General features: G+C 70.8%; 16 protein-coding genes. 9 read left to right on the plus strand and 7 right to left on the minus strand.

Annotated elements, in window-relative coordinates; translation table 11 throughout:
* The first annotated feature begins 64 nt into the window (after positions 1-64).
* From ACZ7LS_RS31615 to ACZ7LS_RS31630, 4 genes are all read left to right on the plus strand, one after another.
* On the plus strand, positions 65-307 hold the full coding sequence (locus ACZ7LS_RS31615) for a DUF397 domain-containing protein (protein WP_129767557.1): 243 nt from the start codon (positions 65-67) through the stop codon (positions 305-307).
* 105 nt (positions 308-412) lie between these two features.
* Positions 413-913 carry a hypothetical protein gene (locus tag ACZ7LS_RS31620; RefSeq protein WP_030353882.1) on the plus strand — a complete coding sequence of 167 codons (501 nt, stop codon included), beginning with the start codon at positions 413-415 and terminating at the stop codon, positions 911-913.
* Positions 914-1059: 146 nt separating this feature from the next.
* Positions 1060-3411 carry a glycoside hydrolase family 95 protein gene (locus ACZ7LS_RS31625; RefSeq protein WP_382526869.1) on the plus strand — a complete coding sequence of 784 codons (2352 nt, stop codon included), beginning with the start codon at positions 1060-1062 and terminating at the stop codon, positions 3409-3411.
* A gap of 186 nt (positions 3412-3597) precedes the next feature.
* Positions 3598-4707, plus strand: coding sequence for a baeRF3 domain-containing protein (locus ACZ7LS_RS31630; protein ID WP_382526866.1), 1110 nt, complete (start codon positions 3598-3600; stop codon positions 4705-4707).
* Positions 4708-4848: 141 nt separating this feature from the next.
* Here ACZ7LS_RS31630 and ACZ7LS_RS31635 read toward each other — a convergent pair whose 3' ends face one another.
* Both ACZ7LS_RS31635 and ACZ7LS_RS31640 read right to left on the minus strand, forming a co-directional pair.
* Positions 4849-6825 carry an N-acetylmuramoyl-L-alanine amidase gene (locus tag ACZ7LS_RS31635; RefSeq protein WP_385132859.1) on the minus strand — a complete coding sequence of 659 codons (1977 nt, stop codon included), beginning with the start codon at positions 6823-6825 and terminating at the stop codon, positions 4849-4851.
* A gap of 388 nt (positions 6826-7213) precedes the next feature.
* Entirely contained in the window at positions 7214-8344 is a 1131-nt protein-coding gene (locus ACZ7LS_RS31640; RefSeq protein WP_385132856.1) for an aminoglycoside phosphotransferase family protein, read from the minus strand.
* 231 nt (positions 8345-8575) lie between these two features.
* On the opposite strand from ACZ7LS_RS31640, the gene ACZ7LS_RS31645 reads away from it, so the two are divergent.
* Positions 8576-10069 carry a DNA-binding protein NsdB gene (locus tag ACZ7LS_RS31645; protein WP_382526857.1) on the plus strand — a complete coding sequence of 498 codons (1494 nt, stop codon included), beginning with the start codon at positions 8576-8578 and terminating at the stop codon, positions 10067-10069.
* Positions 10070-10167: 98 nt separating this feature from the next.
* Here ACZ7LS_RS31645 and ACZ7LS_RS31650 read toward each other — a convergent pair whose 3' ends face one another.
* The 4 genes from ACZ7LS_RS31650 to ACZ7LS_RS31665 all read right to left on the minus strand — a co-directional run bounded on the left by ACZ7LS_RS31650 (position 10168) and on the right by ACZ7LS_RS31665 (position 13609).
* Complete coding sequence (locus ACZ7LS_RS31650) at positions 10168-11586, minus strand: PP2C family protein-serine/threonine phosphatase (protein ID WP_385132853.1); 1419 nt, start codon at positions 11584-11586, stop codon at positions 10168-10170.
* Positions 11587-11824: 238 nt separating this feature from the next.
* Positions 11825-12418 (minus strand): TetR/AcrR family transcriptional regulator, encoded by a 594-nt coding sequence (locus ACZ7LS_RS31655; protein WP_385132850.1) that lies wholly within the window; start codon positions 12416-12418, stop codon positions 11825-11827.
* Positions 12415-12777, minus strand: a complete 363-nt coding sequence (locus tag ACZ7LS_RS31660; RefSeq protein WP_382879440.1) for a DUF1304 domain-containing protein — start codon at positions 12775-12777, stop codon at positions 12415-12417. The genes ACZ7LS_RS31655 and ACZ7LS_RS31660 overlap by 4 nt, the downstream gene beginning before the upstream one ends.
* A gap of 115 nt (positions 12778-12892) precedes the next feature.
* On the minus strand, positions 12893-13609 hold the full coding sequence (locus ACZ7LS_RS31665) for a TetR/AcrR family transcriptional regulator (RefSeq protein ID WP_382668753.1): 717 nt from the start codon (positions 13607-13609) through the stop codon (positions 12893-12895).
* Between the two features lie 183 nt (positions 13610-13792).
* On the opposite strand from ACZ7LS_RS31665, the gene ACZ7LS_RS31670 reads away from it, so the two are divergent.
* Positions 13793-14740, plus strand: coding sequence for an NAD-dependent epimerase/dehydratase family protein (locus tag ACZ7LS_RS31670; protein ID WP_385132846.1), 948 nt, complete (start codon positions 13793-13795; stop codon positions 14738-14740).
* A gap of 215 nt (positions 14741-14955) precedes the next feature.
* Here ACZ7LS_RS31670 and ACZ7LS_RS31675 read toward each other — a convergent pair whose 3' ends face one another.
* Positions 14956-15792, minus strand: a complete 837-nt coding sequence (locus tag ACZ7LS_RS31675; protein ID WP_382526840.1) for an endonuclease I family protein — start codon at positions 15790-15792, stop codon at positions 14956-14958.
* A 387-nt stretch (positions 15793-16179) separates the two neighbouring features.
* Between ACZ7LS_RS31675 and ACZ7LS_RS31680 the strand changes: the two genes are divergently transcribed.
* Genes ACZ7LS_RS31680 through ACZ7LS_RS31690 form a run of 3 tightly spaced genes read left to right on the plus strand, consistent with a single transcriptional unit; the run spans position 16180 to position 21091 of the window.
* Complete coding sequence (locus ACZ7LS_RS31680) at positions 16180-17448, plus strand: ricin-type beta-trefoil lectin domain protein (RefSeq protein WP_382526837.1); 1269 nt, start codon at positions 16180-16182, stop codon at positions 17446-17448.
* A complete protein-coding gene (locus ACZ7LS_RS31685; RefSeq protein WP_385132842.1) occupies positions 17445-18842 on the plus strand; it encodes a ricin-type beta-trefoil lectin domain protein in 1398 nt (465 codons plus the stop codon). The genes ACZ7LS_RS31680 and ACZ7LS_RS31685 overlap by 4 nt, the downstream gene beginning before the upstream one ends.
* Before the next feature lie 17 nt (positions 18843-18859).
* Positions 18860-21091, plus strand: a complete 2232-nt coding sequence (locus tag ACZ7LS_RS31690) for an RICIN domain-containing protein (RefSeq protein ID WP_385132840.1) — start codon at positions 18860-18862, stop codon at positions 21089-21091.
* The last annotated feature ends 9 nt before the right edge of the window (positions 21092-21100 follow it).

Below are 21100 nucleotides of genomic sequence, written 5' to 3' on the forward strand. Positions count from 1 at the left end.
CTGTCCGGGACCGACGCCGGTCGATAGGGTGGCCCCCGGGACGACGCAGTGGGAGGAGCAGGACGTGGCTGAGAGCACCACCACCCATAAGCCGCTTTCGGGCTGGGACAAGCCGGAACTCGATCTGAGCAACGCGGACTGGCAGTCGAGCAGCCGGGGCACGGGTGACGTCCAGATCGCCTTCGTCGAGGGGTTCATCGCCATGCGCAACAGCGGCCGCCCGGAGAGCCCGTCGCTGATCTTCAGCCCGGCCGAGTGGCGAGCCTTCGTGATCAACGCCCGCGACGGGGAGTTCGACCTCACCTGACGGAACGGAACAGGCGCGGGCGGCGCGGCCGGCGGAGCGCGTCCCGGCTGACAGAGCGTGGGCGGCCGGCTCCGGTGACGTGGTACGACCCCGTACCATGGTGGGATGTCCTTTCTCCGCCGCCGCAGCGCCGCCACACCCGCGGGCCCGGACTTCGATGTCCTGGCCATGGACCCGGGTGACTGGCCCGGCAATCTGGGGGCGGGGCTGCTGCCCGCGCCCGATGGCAGCTGCCAGGGTGTCTTCCTCCGGTACGACCTGTTCGGTGGCCGCGGCCCCGCGATGATCATCGGCAATCTGCCCGCGGGGTCGCCCGCCCGCGAGCTGGCCGACGGGCAGATCCCGTTCGAGGTGGCGCAGCTGCTGCTGGCGCTGGAGAACGAGGAGCCGGTCGAGGTGACCGGGGCCGAGGACATCCCGGTGATGCAGGGGGACAACCTCCTGATCGTGCGCCGGCTCAAGCTCTCGGAGAGCCGGATCTCCTGCGTGCAGTTCGACCGCAGCGACGATGTGCTGGTGACCATCGCCAGCTGGGACCGGCCCATCACGGACGATCTCTACGCGCTGCTGAAGCCGCTGCCCGCGGAGCTGTTCCAGCAGGGCTGAGCCAGGGTACGGCGGAGCCGGGCACGTCGCCGATCGCTCCCGCGCGGTGTGGATCACGAGTCGGTGCCGGCCGTGTCCACGCCGTCCGGGAGTGAATTTGTCATGTCCCTTGCCATTTCAGTCATCGGACTTTTACCGTGCCTGCCATGACCCCTGGGATGAGCCGCAGAACCACGATCAAGTCCGCGATCGGGGTAACGGGCGCACTGACGCTGGGCATTCCGGCTATATCCGGAGCCGCAGCCGCCGTTAACCCCTCCGATGAATTGACGCTCAGGTATCACACACCCGCCGCCGACTGGGAGCGCGAGTCGCTGCCCATCGGCAGTGGCGCGCTCGGTGCGAGTGTGTTCGGCACCCTCGCCACCGAGCGCCTCACCCTCAACGAGAAGACCCTGTGGACCGGTGGCCCCGGGGCCGCCGGCGGATACGACCACGGCAACTGGACCCAGCCCCGGCCCGGCGTCCTCGCCTCCGTACAGCGGCGTCTGGACACCGAGGGCAAGCTCACGCCGGAAGCCGTCGCCGCCGAACTCGGCCAGCCGAAGCACGGCTTCGGCGCGTACCAGGTGCTGGGCGATCTGGAACTGGCCGTACCGGGCGCCCCGTCGGCCCCCGACGGCTCCTACCGGCGAACCCTCGATCTCGCGTCCGCGCTCGCCGCCGTCACGTACACCCACCAAGGCGTCGCGTACACACGGGAGTTCTTCGCCTCCTACCCCGGCAAGGTCATCGTCGGCCGGTTCTCCGCCAACCAGCCGGGGAAGGCCGGCTTCACGCTCCGCTACACCTCGCCGCGCACCGACTTCACCGCCACGGCGAGCGGCGACCGGCTCACCGTCAAGGGCGCGCTCCAGGACAACGGGATGCGGTTCGAGACCCAGATCCGGGTACGGACCGACGGCGGCCGGGTCAGCGCCGGGGCGAACGGCACCCTCACCGTCACCGGCGCCAACAGCGCCTGGTTCGTCCTCGCCGCCGGTACGGACTACGCCGACACCTATCCGCGCTACCGGGGCGCCGACCCGCACGGAGCGGTCACCCGCGCGGTCGACACGGCCGCCGGCCGTTCGTACGACGCCCTGCGCGCCGCCCATGTGAACGACCACGGCGCGCTCTTCGGCCGGGTCTCCCTGAACATCGGCCAGCAACTCCCCGATCTGCCCACCAACCAGCTGCTGACGCAGTACACGGGGGGCGGCAGCGCCGCCGACCGGGCGCTCGAAGCGCTGTTCTTCCAGTACGGCCGGTACCTGCTGATCGCCTCCTCGCGGGCCGGCTCCCTGCCCGCGAACCTCCAGGGCGTGTGGAACAACGTCACCAACCCGCCCTGGTCGGCGGACTATCACGTCAACATCAACCTCCAGATGAACTACTGGCTCGCCGAGGTCACCAACCTCGCCGAGACCACGGCTCCCTACGACCGCTATGTCGAGGCGATGCGCGCGCCCGGCCGGGTGAGCGCGCGGGAGATCTTCGGCTCGGCCGGCTGGGTCGTACAGAACGAGACCAACCCGTTCGGCTTCACGGGCGTGCACAACTGGGCCACCTCGTTCTGGTTCCCGGAGGCCGCGGCCTGGCTCACCCAGCAGCTCTACGACCACTACCGGTTCAACGGCTCCACCGACTATCTGCGCTCCACCGCCTACCCGGTGATGAAGGAGGCCGCGGAGTTCTGGCTCACCAATCTCCGCACCGACCCGCGCGACGGGAAGCTCGTCGTCACGCCCAGCTACTCACCGGAGCACGGGGACTTCACGGCGGGCGCGGCGATGTCCCAGCAGATCGTGTACGACCTGTTCACCAACACCCTGGAGGCCGCCAGGACCCTGGGGGACGCGCCCGCCTTCCGTACCCGGCTGGAGACCGCCCTCCGCGACCTCGACCCCGGGCTCCGTATCGGCTCCTGGGGCCAGCTCCAGGAGTGGAAGACCGATGTCGACAGCAGGACCGACGACCACCGCCATGTCTCGCATCTCTTCGCGCTCCACCCGGGCCGGCAGATCGTCGCGGGCAGCACATGGGCGGAGGCGGCCAAGGTCTCGCTGACCGCGCGCGGCGACGGCGGAACCGGCTGGAGCAAGGCATGGAAGATCAACTTCTGGGCGCGGCTGCGGGACGGCGATCACGCCCACAAGATGCTCGCGGAGCAGCTCAAGAGCTCCACCCTGCCCAATCTCTGGGACACCCACCCGCCCTTCCAGATCGACGGCAACTTCGGCGCCACCTCGGGGGTCGCCGAGATGCTGGTCCAGAGCCAGCACGGCCCGATCGAGATCCTGCCCGCACTGCCGGGATCCTGGCCGAACGGCCGGGTGACGGGGCTGCGGGCGCGCGGCGGCGTCACGCTCGACATCAGCTGGAGCGGCGGCAGGGCGAGCCGGATCACGCTGCGCGCGAGCCGTACGACCGACCTGACCCTGCGCAGCACACTGCTCCCCGGCGGTGAGCGGACCTTCCGGGCGACCGCGGGACAGACGTACGAGTTCACCCCGTAGGTCCCGGACGGTCCCGGACGGTCCCGGACCTGGGCCCCATCCGCCGCACGGCCGGTGGGGCCCTCGTGGCCGAGCGGACCGCCCCTCCTGCGGAACCGGGCGGAATCGCGCAAGATGGATGCACGAGTGGGGGCCGGCACGCGCCTGTCCGCCCGCCGCCGGACCTTCATCGAGCGAAGGGACAGCATGGACAGCAATGGTCTGAACCCCGACGTCCTGCGGGAACTGCGTGCGCCACGCACCTATCCGGCCGTGTCCCTGACGATGCCCACGCACCGCCGCGAACCCCACCACGAGCAGGACGCGGTACGGCTGCGCAATCTGCTGGCCGAGGCGGGACGCCGGCTGGAGGCCGAACCGGGTCTGGACAAGCGGTCCCGCGCCGCCGTCAGAGGCCAGCTCGACAAGGCCGTCGCCGAGGTCGATCTGCGCCATCTGCTCGACGGACTGCTGCTGCTCGCCGACGCCGCGGAGTTCCGGGTCTGGTACCTGCCGCGCGAGGTGCCCGAGCGTGTCGTCCTCTCCGACACCTATCTGACCCGGAACCTCGTGGCCGCGACCGCGCAGTCACGGCCGTTCTGGGCGCTCGCGATCGCCGCCGACCGCGCGACGCTCTGGAGCGGGTCAGGTGAGTCCCTGCGCGAGCACCGCGAGGACGGCTTTCCCCTGACGCCTCCCGAGGAGACCTGGGACGTCGAACGCGAGGAACGGATCGGGGACACCCCGAGCACCTTCACCGACGAGGAGACCCGCCGATTCCTGCGGTCCGTCGACGAGGCCATGGGCGCGGTACTGGCGCGCCGCCCCCGGCCGCTCCATCTGGTCGGTCTCGCCCCCGCGCTCGCCCTGCTGGACGAGACGGGCAACGCCACCCATACGGCCGTCGGACGGCTGGTCAAGGGCGGTCTGACGGACGGCCCCGCGCCCGTCCTGCTGAAGGAACTCCGGCCCGTGGTCGAGGAGTACGCGCGCCGCGAGAAGGCCGAGGTACTGACCCGGCTGGACGACGCCAAGGGCCGCCGCACCTTCGCCGCCGGACTCGACGAGGTCTGGGAGTCCGTACGCGAGAAGCGGGCCGAACTGGTCGCGCTCGAAGAGCACTACCGCCGTACGGTCCGCGTCAGCGACGGCCATCTGATCCCGGTCGACGACGAGTCCGCCACGGCCCCCGACGTACGCGAGGACATCGTCGACGAACTCGTCGAAACGGCCCTGGACGGCGGCGCCGAGGTGGTCTTCCTGCCGGACGACGCGCTCGCCGTCCACGACCGGATCGCCGCCGTCCTGCGCTACTGACCCCGGCCCGCCGCCGTCCTGACGCTGCTGACTCCGACGCCGCGCCACCGCACCGCCGTACGAACCCAGGACAGACGTATGCCGGGCGTCACCGGTTCCCCCGCGGCCGGCGACGCCCGGCATCCCCCTGCCGGTGTGGTATCAGCGGGCCGGCCGCACCTCCACATCGGCCGCCTTCACATAGGCGACCCGGTGCCCGAACTGGATCTCGTAGTACGTGTCCTCGCCCCGCACCACCCGGTGTCCCGCGGTGTCGAAGGTCGGCGCGAAGAAGTACTCACCCGGTGCCTGGGCGCCCACCACATAGCGCTGGCCGGCGAGCAGCTTGTAGGGGAACGCCGAGACCGTCTGGACCGGAACCCCCTCCGGGTAGGCACCGGCCTCCGGATACGCCCGTCCGTACACCGGGATCTCCGCCAGCCCGGCCTTCGGCGTCAGCACCGACGCCTTGGCGCCCACGGCGGTCGGCTTCGTACGCGGGTTGTGGAACCACGCCTTCTGGCCGAGGTACCAGATCGCCGTCCAGTCGCCCTGGCGCCCGGCGACCGCGTACTGCTGGCCCGTCGAGGCGCGGGCGCCCAGGTCGTTGACGTCGGTCGTGGAGTCCTCGCCGCCGGGCCGCAGCCCGATGTCCTTCGCGAGCGGCGCGTCCGCGGCCGGGGCGGTGTGCAGCCGTACGGCGCCCGAGCCGTGCGGGGCGCAGGCCTGGCCCGCCTTCTCGCAGCCGGTGTACGACGGCTGGTTGGACGCGTAGTCCGGACGGATCGTGACCACCGGCGCGTCCGGCCCCGCGGTCGCCTTGAACGGCTTGCCGAGCAGCTGGAAGTAGTGCGCCCAGTCCCAGTACGGGCCCGGGTCCGTGTGCATTCCGGGGATCGTCGCGGTGGTCGTGCCGGGCACGTTGTCGTGGCCCAGGATGTGCTGACGGTCCAGCGGGATGTCGTACTTCTTCGCCAGGTACCCGACCAGCCGCGCGGAGGCGCGGTACATAGCCTCCGTGTACCAGGCGTCCGGCGCGGCGAGGAAGCCCTCGTGCTCCAGCCCCACCGACTTGGAGTTGATGTACCAGTTGCCGGCGTGCCAGCCGACATCCTTGGTCGCCACATGCTGGGCGACATGCCCGTCGGACGAGCGCAACGTGTAGTTCCACGATACATACTTCGGGTCCTGGATCAGCTTGAGGGTGGTGTCCCAGGAGCCCTCGGTGTCATGAATGACGATGTAGTCGACCGACTGCGACGTCGGCCGGTCGGCCTTGTCGTGGTTGCCGTAGTCGCTCTCGCCGAACTCCGCGTACGGCGCCGGGATCCACTCGCAGGCGACCTTGCCGGGACACTCGGCCCGCCCCGTGCTGGCCTTCCGCAGACCGAGCCGCGCCGTCTGCGCGGTGTCGGGGGAGACCCGGGGGGCCGCGCGCAGCGCCACCCGCTGGCCGCTGTCCGTCGTCCGGTGCTCACCGTTCCTGATCACGTCGTACACGTCATCGGCATACGTCGCGGCCGTCGCGGAGTCGTCCGCCCCGGAGAACCGGGCCACCGCCCCGTACCAGTCGGCCGGATCGGCGCTCAGCGGCTGTCCCAGCTCCCGCTGGGCCGCGGCCAGCAGCGCCGCGCCACCCCGGACATTGGCCGCGGGGCTGCGCCGCAGCTCCTTGGCGGGCAGGCCGGTCAGCTCGGCGGCGCGGTCCAGGGTGCGCAGCCGGGCGGGCAGTTCGGAGGTCCTGGGCAGCGCGGCCCCGGTGACGGTCTTCGCCGCGCGCGAGGTGTCCCCGCGCGGGTCCTCCGTACCCTCCGAGTGGTGCGGCGCGTCGGCGAGCGCGGTTCTGGCGTCGGTCAGATGCATCGGGCCGTAGCCGCCGGTGACGCTCGGGGCTCCGCTGTGCGTGTCCCAGCGGGACTGGAGATACGAGACACCGAGCAGCACGCTCTGCGGCACCTGGTACCGCGCGGCCGCGGCGGCGAACTCACTCTGCAGCGCGCCGGATCCCGGCTGTTCCGCGGTGACGGACGGAGTGGCGGAGACCAGGGGCAGCAGCAGCGCGGCGGACGCCACGACACCCCCCGCTCGCAGCGCGCGACCACGCGGGAACCTCGGTCGTGGGGGGACGGAACCTTGCAATGCAGCCTCCAGTGACGGGTGATGCGCGAAGGGGCCTGCCGGGCCGACTGGACTACAGGGGTATCGGCTTCCGGAGGATCCGTCAATCATCAGGCATGGAGGGGATTTCGCACGTCAGCGTGGGTGTCACGGAGTTTCGTGGCGGTGGGGTCCGGGCCTGCGGCGCGTCAGTGGAATGGACCAATGATCAGACATGCGCCAATGGGACCGGCCGGGAGTCGCCGGCTGGGCCTGGCACGGCCGGGGAGCCGCGGAGCCGCGGAGCCGCGGAGTCGCGGAGCCGCGCAGGACCGGGGCCGGCCCCGCGGCCGCGCCGGACGTGCCGCGCGCCCCGTGGGTCTGCACGGGGCGTGCGGCGCTGTTCGTTCCCGCTCGTACGGGGGCCGGATCAGCGGGTCCCGACCGCCGCGCGTACGGCCCGCCGTGCCATCGCGCAGTCGTCGTGCAACCGCCGCAGCAGCAGCCGCTGCTCCTCGGCCGGCGTCAGACCGCTCTGCTGCGCGGACGGCGACGGGCGGGCGGACGGGCCCGTACCGGATGACGGTGTCTCACGCAGCGCGCGCTGCACCGCCGTCTCGTACATCCGGATCTCCCGGGTCAGCACGAGCATCAGATTGACCAGGAACGCGTCACGCGCCACCGGCCCGCCGGCCTGCGCGAGCTGACTGATCCGGCGGCGCGCCAGCGGGGCGTCCCCGAGGACCGCCCAGAGCGTCGCCAGATCGTAGCCCGGCAGATACCAGCCCGCGTGCTCCCAGTCGACGAGCACAGGACCCGCCGGGGACAGCAGGACGTTGGAGAGCAGGGCGTCTCCGTGGCAGAACTCCATGCCCTGCCTGGCGCCGGCCAGCCCGTGCAGCAGCTTCTGCAGATCACCCAGATCCCGGTCGGTGAACAGCCCCAGCTCGTGGTAGCGGGCGATCCGCGACGCGTAGTCGAGCGGCTTGTCGAACAGACCTGCCGGGGGCCGCCAGGTGTTCAGCCTGACGATCGCGCCGAGCGCGGCACGCAGATCGGCGCGCGGCGGCGCCTCCACCGGATGGCGGGTCAGCGCGGCGGCGCGCCCCGGCATCCGCTCGATCACCAGCGCGCAGTTCTCCGGGTCCGCGGCGATCAGCCGGGGGACCCGTACCGGCGGCCGGTGCCGGACGAAGGAGCGATAAGCAGCTATTTCGTGCCTGAACCGTTCGGTCCAGACCGGGGAGTGGTCCAGCAGGCACTTGGCGACCGCGTTGGCGCGCCCCGTGGTTCCGACGAGCAGCACGGAGCGCCCGCTGCGCCGCAGCACCTGCACCGGGTTGAACTCCGGGCAGACCCGGTGCACCGCCGTGATCGCCATGCGCAGCTGCGCGCCCTGGGGGCCGGACAAGTCGATTCTCCCGCTGAGCGGTTGGCTGACCGTCCCCGCCCTGAGCCGCGGCCGCCCCGCATGCGTGGGGTCGAGATACGGCCCGCTGCCGGGGGCGACCGTACGCTGCGACCGGGGCGGAGCGGACACGGAGGACGATGCTGTGTACATGGGCGATACAGATCCCTTCGTGTGCCGACGAATTACTCGCGCCTCCCGCCCGGCAGCCATGGGGCACCCTGGGGAGTACGTCCGGCTGCCGGGCCGGGATGGCGCGTTCCTACCTGACACCGTCGACCCCCTGGCACACGAGCTGGCGAAGCCTGGCGAACCGTGGCGAATAGTCGCCACGCCTCTGACAGGCGGTTACTGTCAACTCAGCCGAGAACCTGGGGGCTTGACGTGAGCGGAGAACCCAACACCCGTCTGTCGGATCTGTTCGGCCTGGCCGGCTGGTCCAAGGGCGAACTCGCACGGCTGGTGAACCGGCAGGCGGCGGCCATGGGCCACCCCCAGCTGGCCACCGACACCTCGCGGGTGAGGCGTTGGATCGACATGGGGGAGACCCCGCGCGATCCCGTGCCGAGAGTGCTGGTAGCCCTGTTCACCGAGCGGCTCGGTCGTGTCGTGACCATCGAGGACCTCGGGTTCGTACGGAGCGGGCGCGCGGGGAAACGACGGGACGCCGGGAACGCGGACAACCCCGACGCCCTCCCCTGGGCGCCCGACCGGACGGCTGCGGTCCTCACCGAATTCACGGGAATGGACCTCATGCTCAACCGTCGCGGCTTGGTGGGCGCGGGTGCCGCGCTCACCGCAGGCTCAGCACTCACCAGCGCCATGCATGACTGGCTGCACTCCGACCCCGCACTCTCGTCCGACGCCCCACGGATCGACGATCCCCTGCACGCGGAACCCGCCGGGTTCGACCGCTACGAGGCCGCCCCCATCGGGTCGCAGGAGATCGAGGCCCTGGAGCGCTCCGTCGAGGTGTTCCGCGCCTGGGACGCCGCCCGTGGCGGCGGACTCCAGCGCAAGGCCGTGGTGGGCCAGCTCAACGAGGTGGGCGGCATGCTCGCCTACCGTCACCCCGACCATCTCCAGCGGCGCCTCTGGGGCGTCGCCGCCAACCTCGCCGTACTCGCCGGCTGGATGTCCCACGACATCGGGCTCGAACCCACGGCCCAGAAGTACTTCGTCATCGCCACGCACGCGGCGCGCGAGGGCGGCGACCGGCCCCGCGCGGGCGAGGCCCTGTCCAGGGCCGCCCGTCAGATGGTCCACCTCGGCAGGCCCGACGAGGCACTCGATCTGATGAAGCTCGCGGATTCGGGTTCGGGCGAGGAGGCTCTGCCCCGCACCCGCGCCATGCTGCGCACCATCGAGGCATGGGCGCACGCGTCCATGGGGCGCGGCAAGGCCATGCGCCGCACCCTGGGCGAGGCGGAGGAACTCTTCGTCGCGGACAAGCAGGACGTACCGTCGCCCTGCTGGATGCAGATGTTCGACGAGGCCGATCTGCACGGCATGGAGGCCCTGGCCTTCCGTACCCTCGCCGACCACGAGCCCGCGGCGGCGATCACCGCGCAGCAGCACGCCAAACGCGCGCTGGAGCTGCGCGGCAACGACCGGCAGCGCTCCAAGATCTTCGACTACATCTCGCTGGCGTCCGCCTGTTTCATCGCCGACGATCCCGAACAGGCCGACCGCTACGCGCGGCTGGCGCTGGTGTCGATGGGGGAGACCTCCTCGCACCGCACCTGGGACCGGCTGCGGGAGATGTACCGGCTCACCGGCCAGTACGCGGGGTACGAGAAGATCGACGATCTGCGCGAGGAGCTGAAGCTGGCCATGCCGAGGGGGCCGGTGAAGCGGACGGGGAAGGCGGATGTCTAGCGTCCTTCCGCTGTCCGGCATCCCCTGCTGTCCGGAGCCGCTTGTCCGGGAGCCGGTCGTCCGGGAGCCGGTCGTCCGGGCCGTCCGGGAATCCTCCGTCAGCCGGGGATCCTGACGACCATCAGACAGGCCCCGTCCGCGCGTTCGGCCCTGTCGGACTCCTCGGCGATCAATTGAGCGCACTCCCGCGCTGAGCGGGTCCCGGCCGCCCGGGGCGCCAGTCGGACGAGGCGCTCGCGCGTCGGTCCGTCGGTGTGCAGTACCAGGAGATCCCCGGGCAGGAGCTGGACTTCGGCCTGCTCGTACGCGGCCCCCGAGGTCGCCCCGAGCAGTACGCCGTCCGGTGGCGTGAGCGCGTGCCCCGTCCCGTCGCGGAACAGCAGCGGGGCGGGGTGGCCCGCCTGCGCCCAGGAGAGGATCCGGGTCTCCGGGTCGTAGCGGGAGCAGAGCGCGCTGCCCAGCGCGGGCTGTTCCGAGGACTCCAGCAGCTGGTTGAGATGGCCGAGCAGCGCTCCGGGCGCGATACCCGCCACGGCCATTCCGCGCAGCGCTCCCAGCAGCATGGCCATCGAGGAGGCCCCGGCCACCCCGCGCCCGGTCAGCTCGCCGATGGTCAACAGCGTTTCCCCGCAGGGCAGTTCGAGGGTGTCGAACCAGTGACCGCCGGTCGCCGGGTGCGCCGTGGCGGGGAGCCTGCGGGCGGCCAGGTCCAGCGCGCCGGGTCCGCTCCCCGGCGGATACGAGGAGCCGTGCCAGGCGGGGAGCACCGCCTCGTGCAACTCGGCCACCAGCCGGTGTTCGGTCTGCGCGAGATGGTGCTCGCGCCGGAGGGAGTCACGGGAGTCGCGTACGGACCGTTCGCCGTCGCGCAGCACGCTGATGTCGCGTATCACCGCCCACATGGAGGCGGTGCAGCCGTCGGTGTCGAGGACGGGCTCGCCCATCATGTGCAGCGTACGGATCTCGCTGTCGGCCGCGACGATCCTGAACTCGCCGTCGATGGGCTTCCCGTCGATCAGGCAGTCCGTCACCATCGCGGTGAGCAGCGTCTGGTCGTCGGGGAACACCAGGGAAGGGAGTTCGTCGAGCGTCAGCGGCCCGCTCTCCGGCTCGCGTCCGAGGATCCGGAACAGTTCGTCCGACCAACTGACCTCGTCGGTCAGGAGGTTCCACTCTCCGCTGCCCGCCCGGCCGAGCCGTGGGCCGGGGCCGTCCTGAGGGGAGTCCTGGTCCGGGGAGGCGTCCCGCGCCGGGCGGTCCCGCGCGCCTTCCTCGTTCGGCCTGCCCGCCTTGAGCTGGTCCAAGTGGGAGCCCAGCTGGTCCAGTTGACGTACCGCCAGATCGCAGAGCGCCCGCTGCCAGCGCCCTAGCGTGTTGCCGTCGTCGTCGACCTCGGTGTCCCGGCGTACGGCGGCCACGTCACCGCGCAGCCGGCGGGTCCGGGTGATGAGCGCGTCCACCGTTCCCGGCTCGGTGGGACCCGGGGCGGGGCGGTCCGCGAACAGAGGGGACGGCATCTCGTACTCCGATACGGGGCGGCGCGGCCTGTCGGTGGGGGGACCGTTATGACTGTCGCACAGGCGCCCTGGGCACGTAAGGCGTTTGGCAACACTCGGGTCGATCGTGCCTTTGGCATATGCCGCAGGCGGTACGTCTCGCATTCATGCACCCTCGCCTTCGCGCGACCGCGGACTCGCGCACCCTCGGCCGTGATTGGCCCCGCGCCGTACTCCTCAGCCCTCGCCGGCCGGTACCTCAGGTGACCGGCGTACGGTGAAGCGCCACCAGCAGCCGCCAGACGTGTGTCGCGATGCCCTCCGGCGTGTCCTCGATCAGCCCGTGCAGCCAGTCCGCCAGCACCCCGGCGAAGGCGGCGGCCACCGCCGACGCGATCAGCCCGGCGGCGGGCGCCCCGGCCAGGGTCCGCTCGACGCGGCTGCGCTCCCGCAGTTCACGGTGGAGCAGTTCGCCGAGCGGGCCGCTCCCGCCCGGACGCAGCAGCGTCCGGTAGAGCGCGGCATGTGGAGTGAGGCCGGTGAAGAACGAGGTCAGCGCGGGCGGTGGGACGCGCGGATCGGGGGTGCCGCGCCAGGCGTGCAGGGCGTCCACCGCGTCCCTGACCACCTCCGCGCACGCGTCGACCGCCAGCGCCTGAAGGTCGGGGTAGTGCAGATAGAACGTGGCCCTGCCCATGCCGGCCCGGCGTACCAGGGAGGCGACGCCGACCTCCTCGAACGGGCGCTCCGCGCAGGCGTCGAGCAGGGCCTGCCGGAGCCTCGCCCGGGTCCTGGCCGTCCGGGGATCGCCCGCCGGCCCGCTCGCGGGCGGTCCCGCCGGTGCGTCGGTCATCCCGCCGCCAGCACCGCGGCCAGGGCGAGCGCGCCCGGCAGCGCCTGCGCGAACAGGATGCGCCGGTTCGCGGTGGCCCCGCCGTACACACCGGCCACGACCACGCAGATCAGGAAGAAGAGCTGTACGCGGTACCCCATCGGGTCCGCGGCGATCAGCCCCCATATCAGCCCCGCGGCCAGGAAGCCGTTGTAGAGGCCCTGGTTGGCGGCGAGGGTCGCGGTCGCGCGGGCCATGTCGGCGTCGAAGCCGGACAGCGCACGGCCCGGCTTCCGCTCCCACAGGAACATCTCCAGCACCATCACATAGACGTGGAACGCGGCCACCAGGCCGACCAGGACATTCGCGGCGGTCTGCATGATCGGGGTCTCCTGTGGATCGGGTACTGCTGGACAGGTGTCCATGAATCATAGACACCTGTCCAGGAAGTGAGGTGAGGGGGGCTCCTGTCGGGCTTCGGGCAGGGGCCGGTGGCTACGACAGCCGGAAGGCGTCGGCCAGCGTGTCCATCTGGGCCGTGAGCAGAGTGCTCGCCCTGTGCCCCATCCCCCCGTACAGACCGGAGACCTCCAGGCTCACCGTGCCGTGCAGCTGGGACCAGGCCAGAACGGTTCCGGCGAGCGCCGCACCGGCTCCCGCGGCCGGCGCGGCCGTGCCCGTGTACTCCGTCAGCCAGTCGCCCACCGTGTCGTCGCCCCCGGCCCACGCGTCCATCTCGGCGACCACCGGCCGTACCGCTTCCGTGGGTTCGGCGCCCGCGAACACCCGCAGGAACGGGCCGAGCGCGGCCCGCGCGCGCAGCAGGGTGTCGGGCGGGGCCGCGTAGCCGGGGACCGGCGTCCCCTGGATCAGCAGATAGCGGTGCGGCTCGGCGACGGCCCAGTCGCGGTAGGTGCCGGCCAGCACATGCAGGGCCGCGCGGGCGCTCCCGGGCGGCGCGCCGGCCGCCGCGCGTGCCATGGTCCGCGCCACATCGTCGTACGCGTCCCGGATCAGCGCGCTGAGCAGATCGTCACGGCCGGCGAAGTACCGGTACAGCGCGGGCCCCGAGAGTCCCATCTCCTTGGCGATCCGGGTCAGCGCCACGGCCTGTACGCCGCCCTCGGCGAGCTGCTGGAGCGCCGCCGACTTGATCTCCGCGCGGGTCTGTTCGCGGTAGCGCGCCCGGGGGGTCTGTGCCGCGCCGGCCATGGCGTCCTCCTGTGTGCGTGACGGTGCCTCGTGAAGGTTACAGGCCGTAGCGCCTCGGGGTGGGGCGCGGAACGAGTCGCTTGTGATTCACCATCGCGAGAGTTATGGTCAATAACAAAAGTGAGCGACCATAGCTCGAAGGGGGCGTCGCCGCCCTCGTACTCCGAACGAAAGGGACTCGTCATGTCCGCTGCCGACCGCGACCTCCACACCGTGCTGGGGGCGGGCCCCGCCGGCACCACCCTCGCCGTCGAACTCGCCCGCCGCGGCCACCCCGTACGACTCGTGGACCGCGCGGGGGCGGGAGATCCCCTCGAAGGGGTGGAGCGGTTCGCGGCCGATGTGTCCACCCCCGAAGGGGCCCTGGCCGCGGTGGAAGGCGCCGCCGTCGTATACCACTGCGTGAACGTCGCCTATCACCTCCAGGTCGAGGTGATGCCCCGGATCCAGCGGGCCGTACTGGGCGCGGTGGAGACCGCCGGCGCGCGCCTGGTGGTGCTGGACACCCTCTATCCGTACGGCGAGACGCGCGGCGAGGTCATGACCGAGGACACGCCCTGGCGGGCGACGTCACGCAAGGGCCGGATGCGGGCGCGGCTCGACGAGGACTACCTCGCCGCGCACCGCGAGGGGCGGGTCCGCGCCGTGCTCGCCCGGTCGGCCGACTTCGTCGGTCCCGGCGTGCTCAACTCGACGCTGGGCGGGGCCGCCTTCCCGGCAGCCCTGACGGGCGGTGAGGTACTCGCCATGGGCGACATCGACCTGCCGCACAGCTATACGAACATCGGTGACGTGGCGACGGGACTGGCCACGCTCGGCGAGCGTCCGGAGGGCGACGGGCGGGTCTGGCATCTGCCCACCGCGCCCGCCGTCACCACCCGCGAGATCCACGCGATGATCGAGCGGCGGGTGGGCGGTGCGCTCAGGACGGTCGTGCTCGACGCGCCGCGACCTGTCGGGCCGTTCGACGAGGTCTTCATGCGGGAGTACGAGGAGATGTTCTACCAGCACACCGAGGCGCAGATCATGGACTCGTCGGCCTTCGAGCGGACGTTCGGGGTCCGGCCCACGCCGTTGTCCGAGACCATCGACACCACGCTGGACTGGTACCGCGGCCTGCTGACCCCGTAGCGGTACCGGTCCCGGCGCCGGACGGCGGGCCGCACACCGGGCCATGCGCCGGGGCGCGCGTACCGGCGCAAGCCGAAGCCCCCGGGCGAAGCGTGTCCCGGGGGCTCGGCCAGCATTCCCCGCTGGGGGCGCTTGGAGTTAACGCGGCACAGTCTGGCACCGCGGACGATCAGGCGCGGGCAGGCCGCGCCGTGATCACCGGACGGCCCGCCCGGTCACCAGATGGACTCCACCCATTCCGGGTGGTCGATGAACGGGTTGCGGTTGTGCTGGAACTGGTCGTATATGACCTGGTTACGGCGCTGCTCGAAGGCGTCCGGCGGGTCCTCGTCGTTCCACTGCTTGAGTACGGACAGCTTCCCTATCGCCGGGCTCGATCCGTTGTTGACCCGCTCGTTGGGTTCGAGGTCGGGCCAGGAGTCGTCGCCCTCGTACCGTACGGCCATGTACAGGATCATCCGGGCGACATCGCCCTTCACCGCGTCACGCGGCTCGAAGGAGTCGGAGTCCGTGTAGTTGCCGGGTGCGCCGGAGACCGCGCTGCCGCCGTTGTCGAAGTCCTTGTTCCCGCGTATGGAGTTGACGCTGACGTCCTCCGGGCGCAGATGGTGGACATCGGTGCCGGGGCCGGTCGCCTCGCCGAAGTCGCCGTGGGACTTGGCCCAGACGTGCTCGCGGTTCCACTGGCCCGAGTTGCCGCCGTTGTTCGACTTGGAGATGGACCGGCCGGTGTACAGCTCGATCACGTTCGACGAGTTCTTGGGATCCTGGTCCGTGGCCTTGAGCGCCGTCCAGACCTGGGCATAGGTGATCTTCGTCTGGTTCTTGATGATCGAGTGCAGCGACGACTTGAGCGCGCTGCCGGTCTTGCCGATGGCGCCCTGGTAGTACGTGTCGTCGAGCGCGGCGGTGGCCGCGGCGGCGGGCGCGGCGGCGGGCGCGCTCTCCTGGGAGGCGACGGCGGGTGCGGCGGCCGCGGTGGTGGCGAGCACCGCGGTGGCGGCGCAGAGAGCCAACAGGGCACGTCGGGTGGGACGTTGGCGACGGGACATGGGGAAGCTGTCCTCTCCGGCTGGACCACCGCGGCGCACGGCCACTGGGTGGGGGGCGGCGCGGCGCGTGGTCGTGAAGTAACGGTTCAGCGGGAGCCTTCCACAGGGCATGTGTCCTCGTGTGAACGCCCGGTGTCGGTCATGTGCAGGTCAAGTTTTGGCTTCACTCCTCGACGGCATCCCGCCTGGTTGTGGGGGGTCTGCGTTCATATAGATGTGCGCTGGACGTGAATCTGGTCAACTTTGGTCCATACCAGCTTCTTGACGGCCCCTCGTACCCTCCCTTAAATCAAGTATTGAAATAAGCGTCCGAGGCGGCTCTCCCCGAAGCTCCCGGGCGTGCGATGTCATGCGCATGACCCCCCACTCGAAGTGATGTGATGACCTGTGCGAATCCCCATGGGACGCCGAATCGCGCTCTACGCGCTCGCTCTTCTCTGCTGTTCCAGCCTGGCGGCGGCGGTGCCCGCCGCCGCGGCCCCCGTCCCCGAACCGTCGGCCGCCGAGGTCGGGGCGGCGGCGGTCACGTTCTCCGACGACTTCAACGGCCCCGCGGGATCGGCCGTCGACGGCGGCAAGTGGCAGATCGAGACCGGCGACAACGTCAACAACCACGAACGGCAGTACTACACGGCGGGCAACAACAACGCCGCGCTCGACGGCCAGGGCAACCTGGTCATCACCGCACGCAAGGACAACCCCGGCAACTACCAGTGCTGGTACGGCCGGTGCGAGTACACCTCGGCCCGGCTCAACACGTCCGGCAAGTTCACCTCGACCTACGGACGGGTCGAGGCCCGGCTGAAGGTGCCGCGCGGCCAGGGCATGTGGCCCGCGTTCTGGATGCTCGGGAACGACATCGGCAACGTCGGCTGGCCCAACAGCGGTGAGATCGACATCATGGAGAACGTCGGCTTCGAGCCCGGCACGGTCCATGGCACCCTGCACGGCCCCGGCTACTCCGGCTCGGGCGGCATCGGCGCCGGCTACACCCTGCCGAACGGCCAGGCGTTCGCCGACGCCTTCCACACCTTCGCCATCGACTGGTCGCCCAACGCCATCACCTGGAGCGTCGACGGCAACGTCTACCAGCGCCGCACGCCGGCCGATCTCGGCGGCCGTGCCTGGGTGTTCAACAAGCCCTTCTTCATCATCCTGAACCTCGCGGTCGGCGGCTACTGGCCCGGTGACCCCAACGGCAGCACGCCGTTCCCGTCCCAGCTCGTGGTCGACTACGTACGCGTGAGCACGATCGACGGCGGCTCCGGCACCGGGGGCACGATCACCGGACTCGGCGGCAAGTGCGTGGACGTGGCGTCCGCCAGCTCCGCCAACGGCACGCCCGTACAGCTCTACGACTGCAACGGCTCGGCCGCCCAGCAGTGGACCGTCGCCTCCGACGGCTCGCTCCGCGCGCTCGGCAAGTGCCTGGACGTGAAGGACAACAGCACGGCGGACGGTGCACAGCTCCAGCTGTGGGACTGCACCGGCAGTCCCAATCAGCGCTGGGCCGTCCCGGACGCCCGCGACATCGTGAACATCCAGGCCAACAAGTGCGTGGACGCGACGGGCAACAGCTCCGCCAACGGCACCCGGCTGCAGATCTGGACCTGCACGGGCGCCGCGAACCAGAAGTGGACGGTGAACCGCGCATGACGACGGTACGCACCCTCCGCAAGCCCCTCAGATCCTTCGCCCTGCTGGCCGCGCTGCCCCTCGCGCTCGGCGCGTCGCTCGTCACCGCGCCCACCACCGCCACCGCGGCGGTCGCCGCCGTCGGCACGATCACGGGCCTGGGCGGCAAGTGCGTGGACGTGGCGTCCGGCAGCTCCGCCAACGGCGCGGCCGTACAGCTCTACGACTGCAACGGCTCGGCCGCCCAGCAGTGGGACGTCGCCTCCGACGGCTCGATCAGGGCCCTCGGCAAGTGCCTCGACGTCAAGGACAACAGCACCACGAACGGCGCGCAGCTCCAGCTGTGGGACTGCACGGGAGCCGCCAATCAGAAGTGGTCCGTCTCCGCGGCCCGCGACATCGTCAACACCCAGGCGAACAAGTGCGTGGACGCGACGGGCAACAGCTCCGCCAACGGCACCCGGCTGCAGATCTGGACCTGCACCGGAACGGCCAACCAGAAGTGGACCGCGCCCTCGGGCGGCGGCGGCAACCCCCCGCCCAGCGGACCCATGGCGGTCGCACCGTACATCTACAACGGCTGGGGCAGCCCGCCGAACCCGACCACCGTCATGAACGCGACCGGCGTGAAGTGGTTCACCCTGGCGTTCGTGCTCAGCAACGGCTACTGCAACCCCCAGTGGGACGGCGGACGGCCGCTGACCGGTGGTGTGGACCAGCAGACCATCAACACCGTGCGCGGCGCGGGCGGCGACGTCATCCCGTCCTTCGGCGGCTGGAGCGGCAACAAGCTGGAGAGCTCCTGCTCCAGCGCGGGTGAACTGGCCGCGGCCTACCAGAAGGTCATCAACGCCTACGGCCTCAAGGCGATCGACATCGACATCGAGGCCGCCGCGTACGACAGCCCCACCGTCCAGCAGCGCACCGTGGACGCGCTCAAGACCATCAGGGCCAACAACCCCGGCATCAAGGTCTATGTCACCTTCGGCACCGGCCAGAACGGTCCGGACACCAGCCTGATCAACCGCGCCGCCGCCGCCGGACTCACCGTCGACAGCTGGACGATCATGCCGTTCAACTTCGGCGGAGCCGGACAGAACATGGGCACGCTCACCACCCGCGCCGCCGAGGGCCTCAAGAACGCGGTCAAGAACGCGTACGGGTACAGCGACGACCAGACGTACCGCAGCATCGGCATCTCGTCGATGAACGGCATCACCGACAACAACGAGACGGTGACCGTCGCGGACTTCCGCACCATCCTCGCCTACGCGCAGCAGCACCATCTGGCCCGGCTGACCTTCTGGTCGGTCAACCGCGACCGGCCCTGCACGGGCGGCGGAGCCGACACCTGCTCCGGCGTGAGCCAGCAGGCGTGGGACTTCACCCGCGTCTTCGCCCAGTACACCGGCTGACCGGGCGAGGAGTCTCCATGAACCAACACCTCTACGGCGGCGGGCAGCCCCGCCGCCGGCTCTTCCCGCTCACCCTGCTGCTGACCGTGGTGGCCCTCTGCGCCTCCCTGATCGGTCTGCCCCAGCAGGAGGCCGCCGCGGGCACCACCGCGGCGGCGGCCCTGCCCACCGGCTGGGCCACGATCAGCAACAAGGGCAACGGCAAGTGCGTGGACGCCCGCGCCGCGGCGACCGGCAACGGCACCGCGGTGCAGCAGTACGCCTGCAACGGCAGCCTCGCGCAGAACTGGTCGCTGACGGCGACCAGCGCCGGCTACGTCAGGGCGGGCAACCGCAACGCCGACAGCCAGGTCTGGGACGTCACCGACGTCTCGGCGGCCGACGCCGCCACGATCCAGCTCTGGACGTACAGCGGAGGCAACAACCAGCAGTGGCAGCCGGTGGAGGAGGCCGACGGCGCCTACCACTTCGTCAACCGCAACAGCGGCAAGTGCCTCGACGTACCGAGCGCCTCGACCGCCGACAGCGTCCAGCTCCAGCAGTACACCTGCAACGGATCCGCCGCCCAGTCCTTCCGGGTCCAGGCCGCTGATCCGCCGGCGCCGCCCGGCACCCCGGATCTCGGTCCCAACGTCGTCGTCTTCGATCCGTCGATGTCGGCCTCCTCGATCCAGAACCGGGTGAACGCGACCTTCCGGCAGCAGGAGACCAATCAGTTCGGCGCCCAGCGCGCGGCCTTCCTGTTCAAGCCCGGCACCTACGACGCCGATGTGAACGTCGGCTTCTACACGCAGGTGGCCGGCCTCGGGCTCTCGCCGGACGACGTCAACATCCGTGGCGCCGTCCATGTCGAGGCCGACTGGTTCCCGCCGCAGAACGCGACCCAGAACTTCTGGCGCAGCGCCGAGAACCTCTCCGTCACCCCCACCACCGGCACCGACCGCTGGGCCGTCTCGCAGGCCGCCCCGTACCGCCGGATGCATGTCCGAGGCAACCTCGCCCTGGACGACGGCGGCTGGGCCAGTGGCGGATTCATGGCCGACTCGAAGGTCGACGGCCAGGTCAGGTCCGGTTCGCAGCAGCAGTGGCTGTCCCGGAACACCGAATGGGGCAGCTGGACGGGGTCCAACTGGAACATGGTGTTCGTCGGCGCCCAGAACGCGCCCGCGAACAGCTTCCCCAACCCGCCCTACACCACGGTCGACCAGACGCCGCAGGTGCGGGAGAAGCCCTTCCTGTACGTCGACGCGGCCGGCGCCTACAAGGTGTTCGTGCCCGCGCTGCGCGCCAACTCGAAGGGCACGACCTGGTCGGGCGGTGCTCCGGCGGGTACGTCGCTCCCGCTGGACCAGTTCTACATCGCCAAGCCCGGCGCGACGGCCGCGGACATGAACGCCGCGCTGGCGGCGGGCAAGAACCTGCTCGTCACCCCCGGCGTCTACCACCTCAGCCAGACGCTGAGGATCACCCGCCCCGACACCGTCGTCCTCGGGCTCGGCCTCGCCACCCTCATCCCGGACAACGGCATCACCGCGGTGTCGGTCGCCGATGTGGACGGCGTCAAGGTGGCGGGTGTGCTCATCGACGCGGGCACGGTCAACTCCCAGCGGCTGATGGAGGTGGGCGCCGACGGCTCGAACGCGAGCCACGCCGCCAACCCCACCTCGCTGCACGATGTGTTCTTCCGCATCGGCGGCGCGGGCGTCGGCAAGGCGACCACCAGCCTGGTCGTCAACAGCCGCAATGTGATCGGCGACCATATGTGGATCTGGCGCGCGGACCACGGCAGCGGGGTCGGCTGGAACACCAACACGGCGGACACCGGTCTGGTCGTGAACGGCGCCGACGTCACGATGTACGGCCTGTTCGTCGAGCACTATCAGAAGCATCAGACGATCTGGAACGGCAACGGCGGCAGAACGTACTTCTACCAGAACGAGATGCCGTACGACCCGCCCAACCAGGCGGCCTGGATGAACGGCGCGACACAGGGATACGCCGCCTACAAGGTGGCCGACTCGGTGACCAGCCATCAGGCGTACGGCCTCGGCAGCTACTGCTTCTTCAACGTCAACAACAGTGTGACCGCGGAGCACGCGTTCGAGGTGCCCAACAACGCCAATGTCCGCTTCCGCAACATGGTGACGGTGTCACTGGGCGGTACGGGCACCATCCGGCATGTCATCAACGACAGGGGAGGACCGTCGAACTCGGCCACCAACGTGGCCAATCTCGTCAGCTACCCCTGAGCGAAGACC

The sequence above is a fragment of the Streptomyces sp. NPDC039430 genome, from assembly GCF_055639435.1.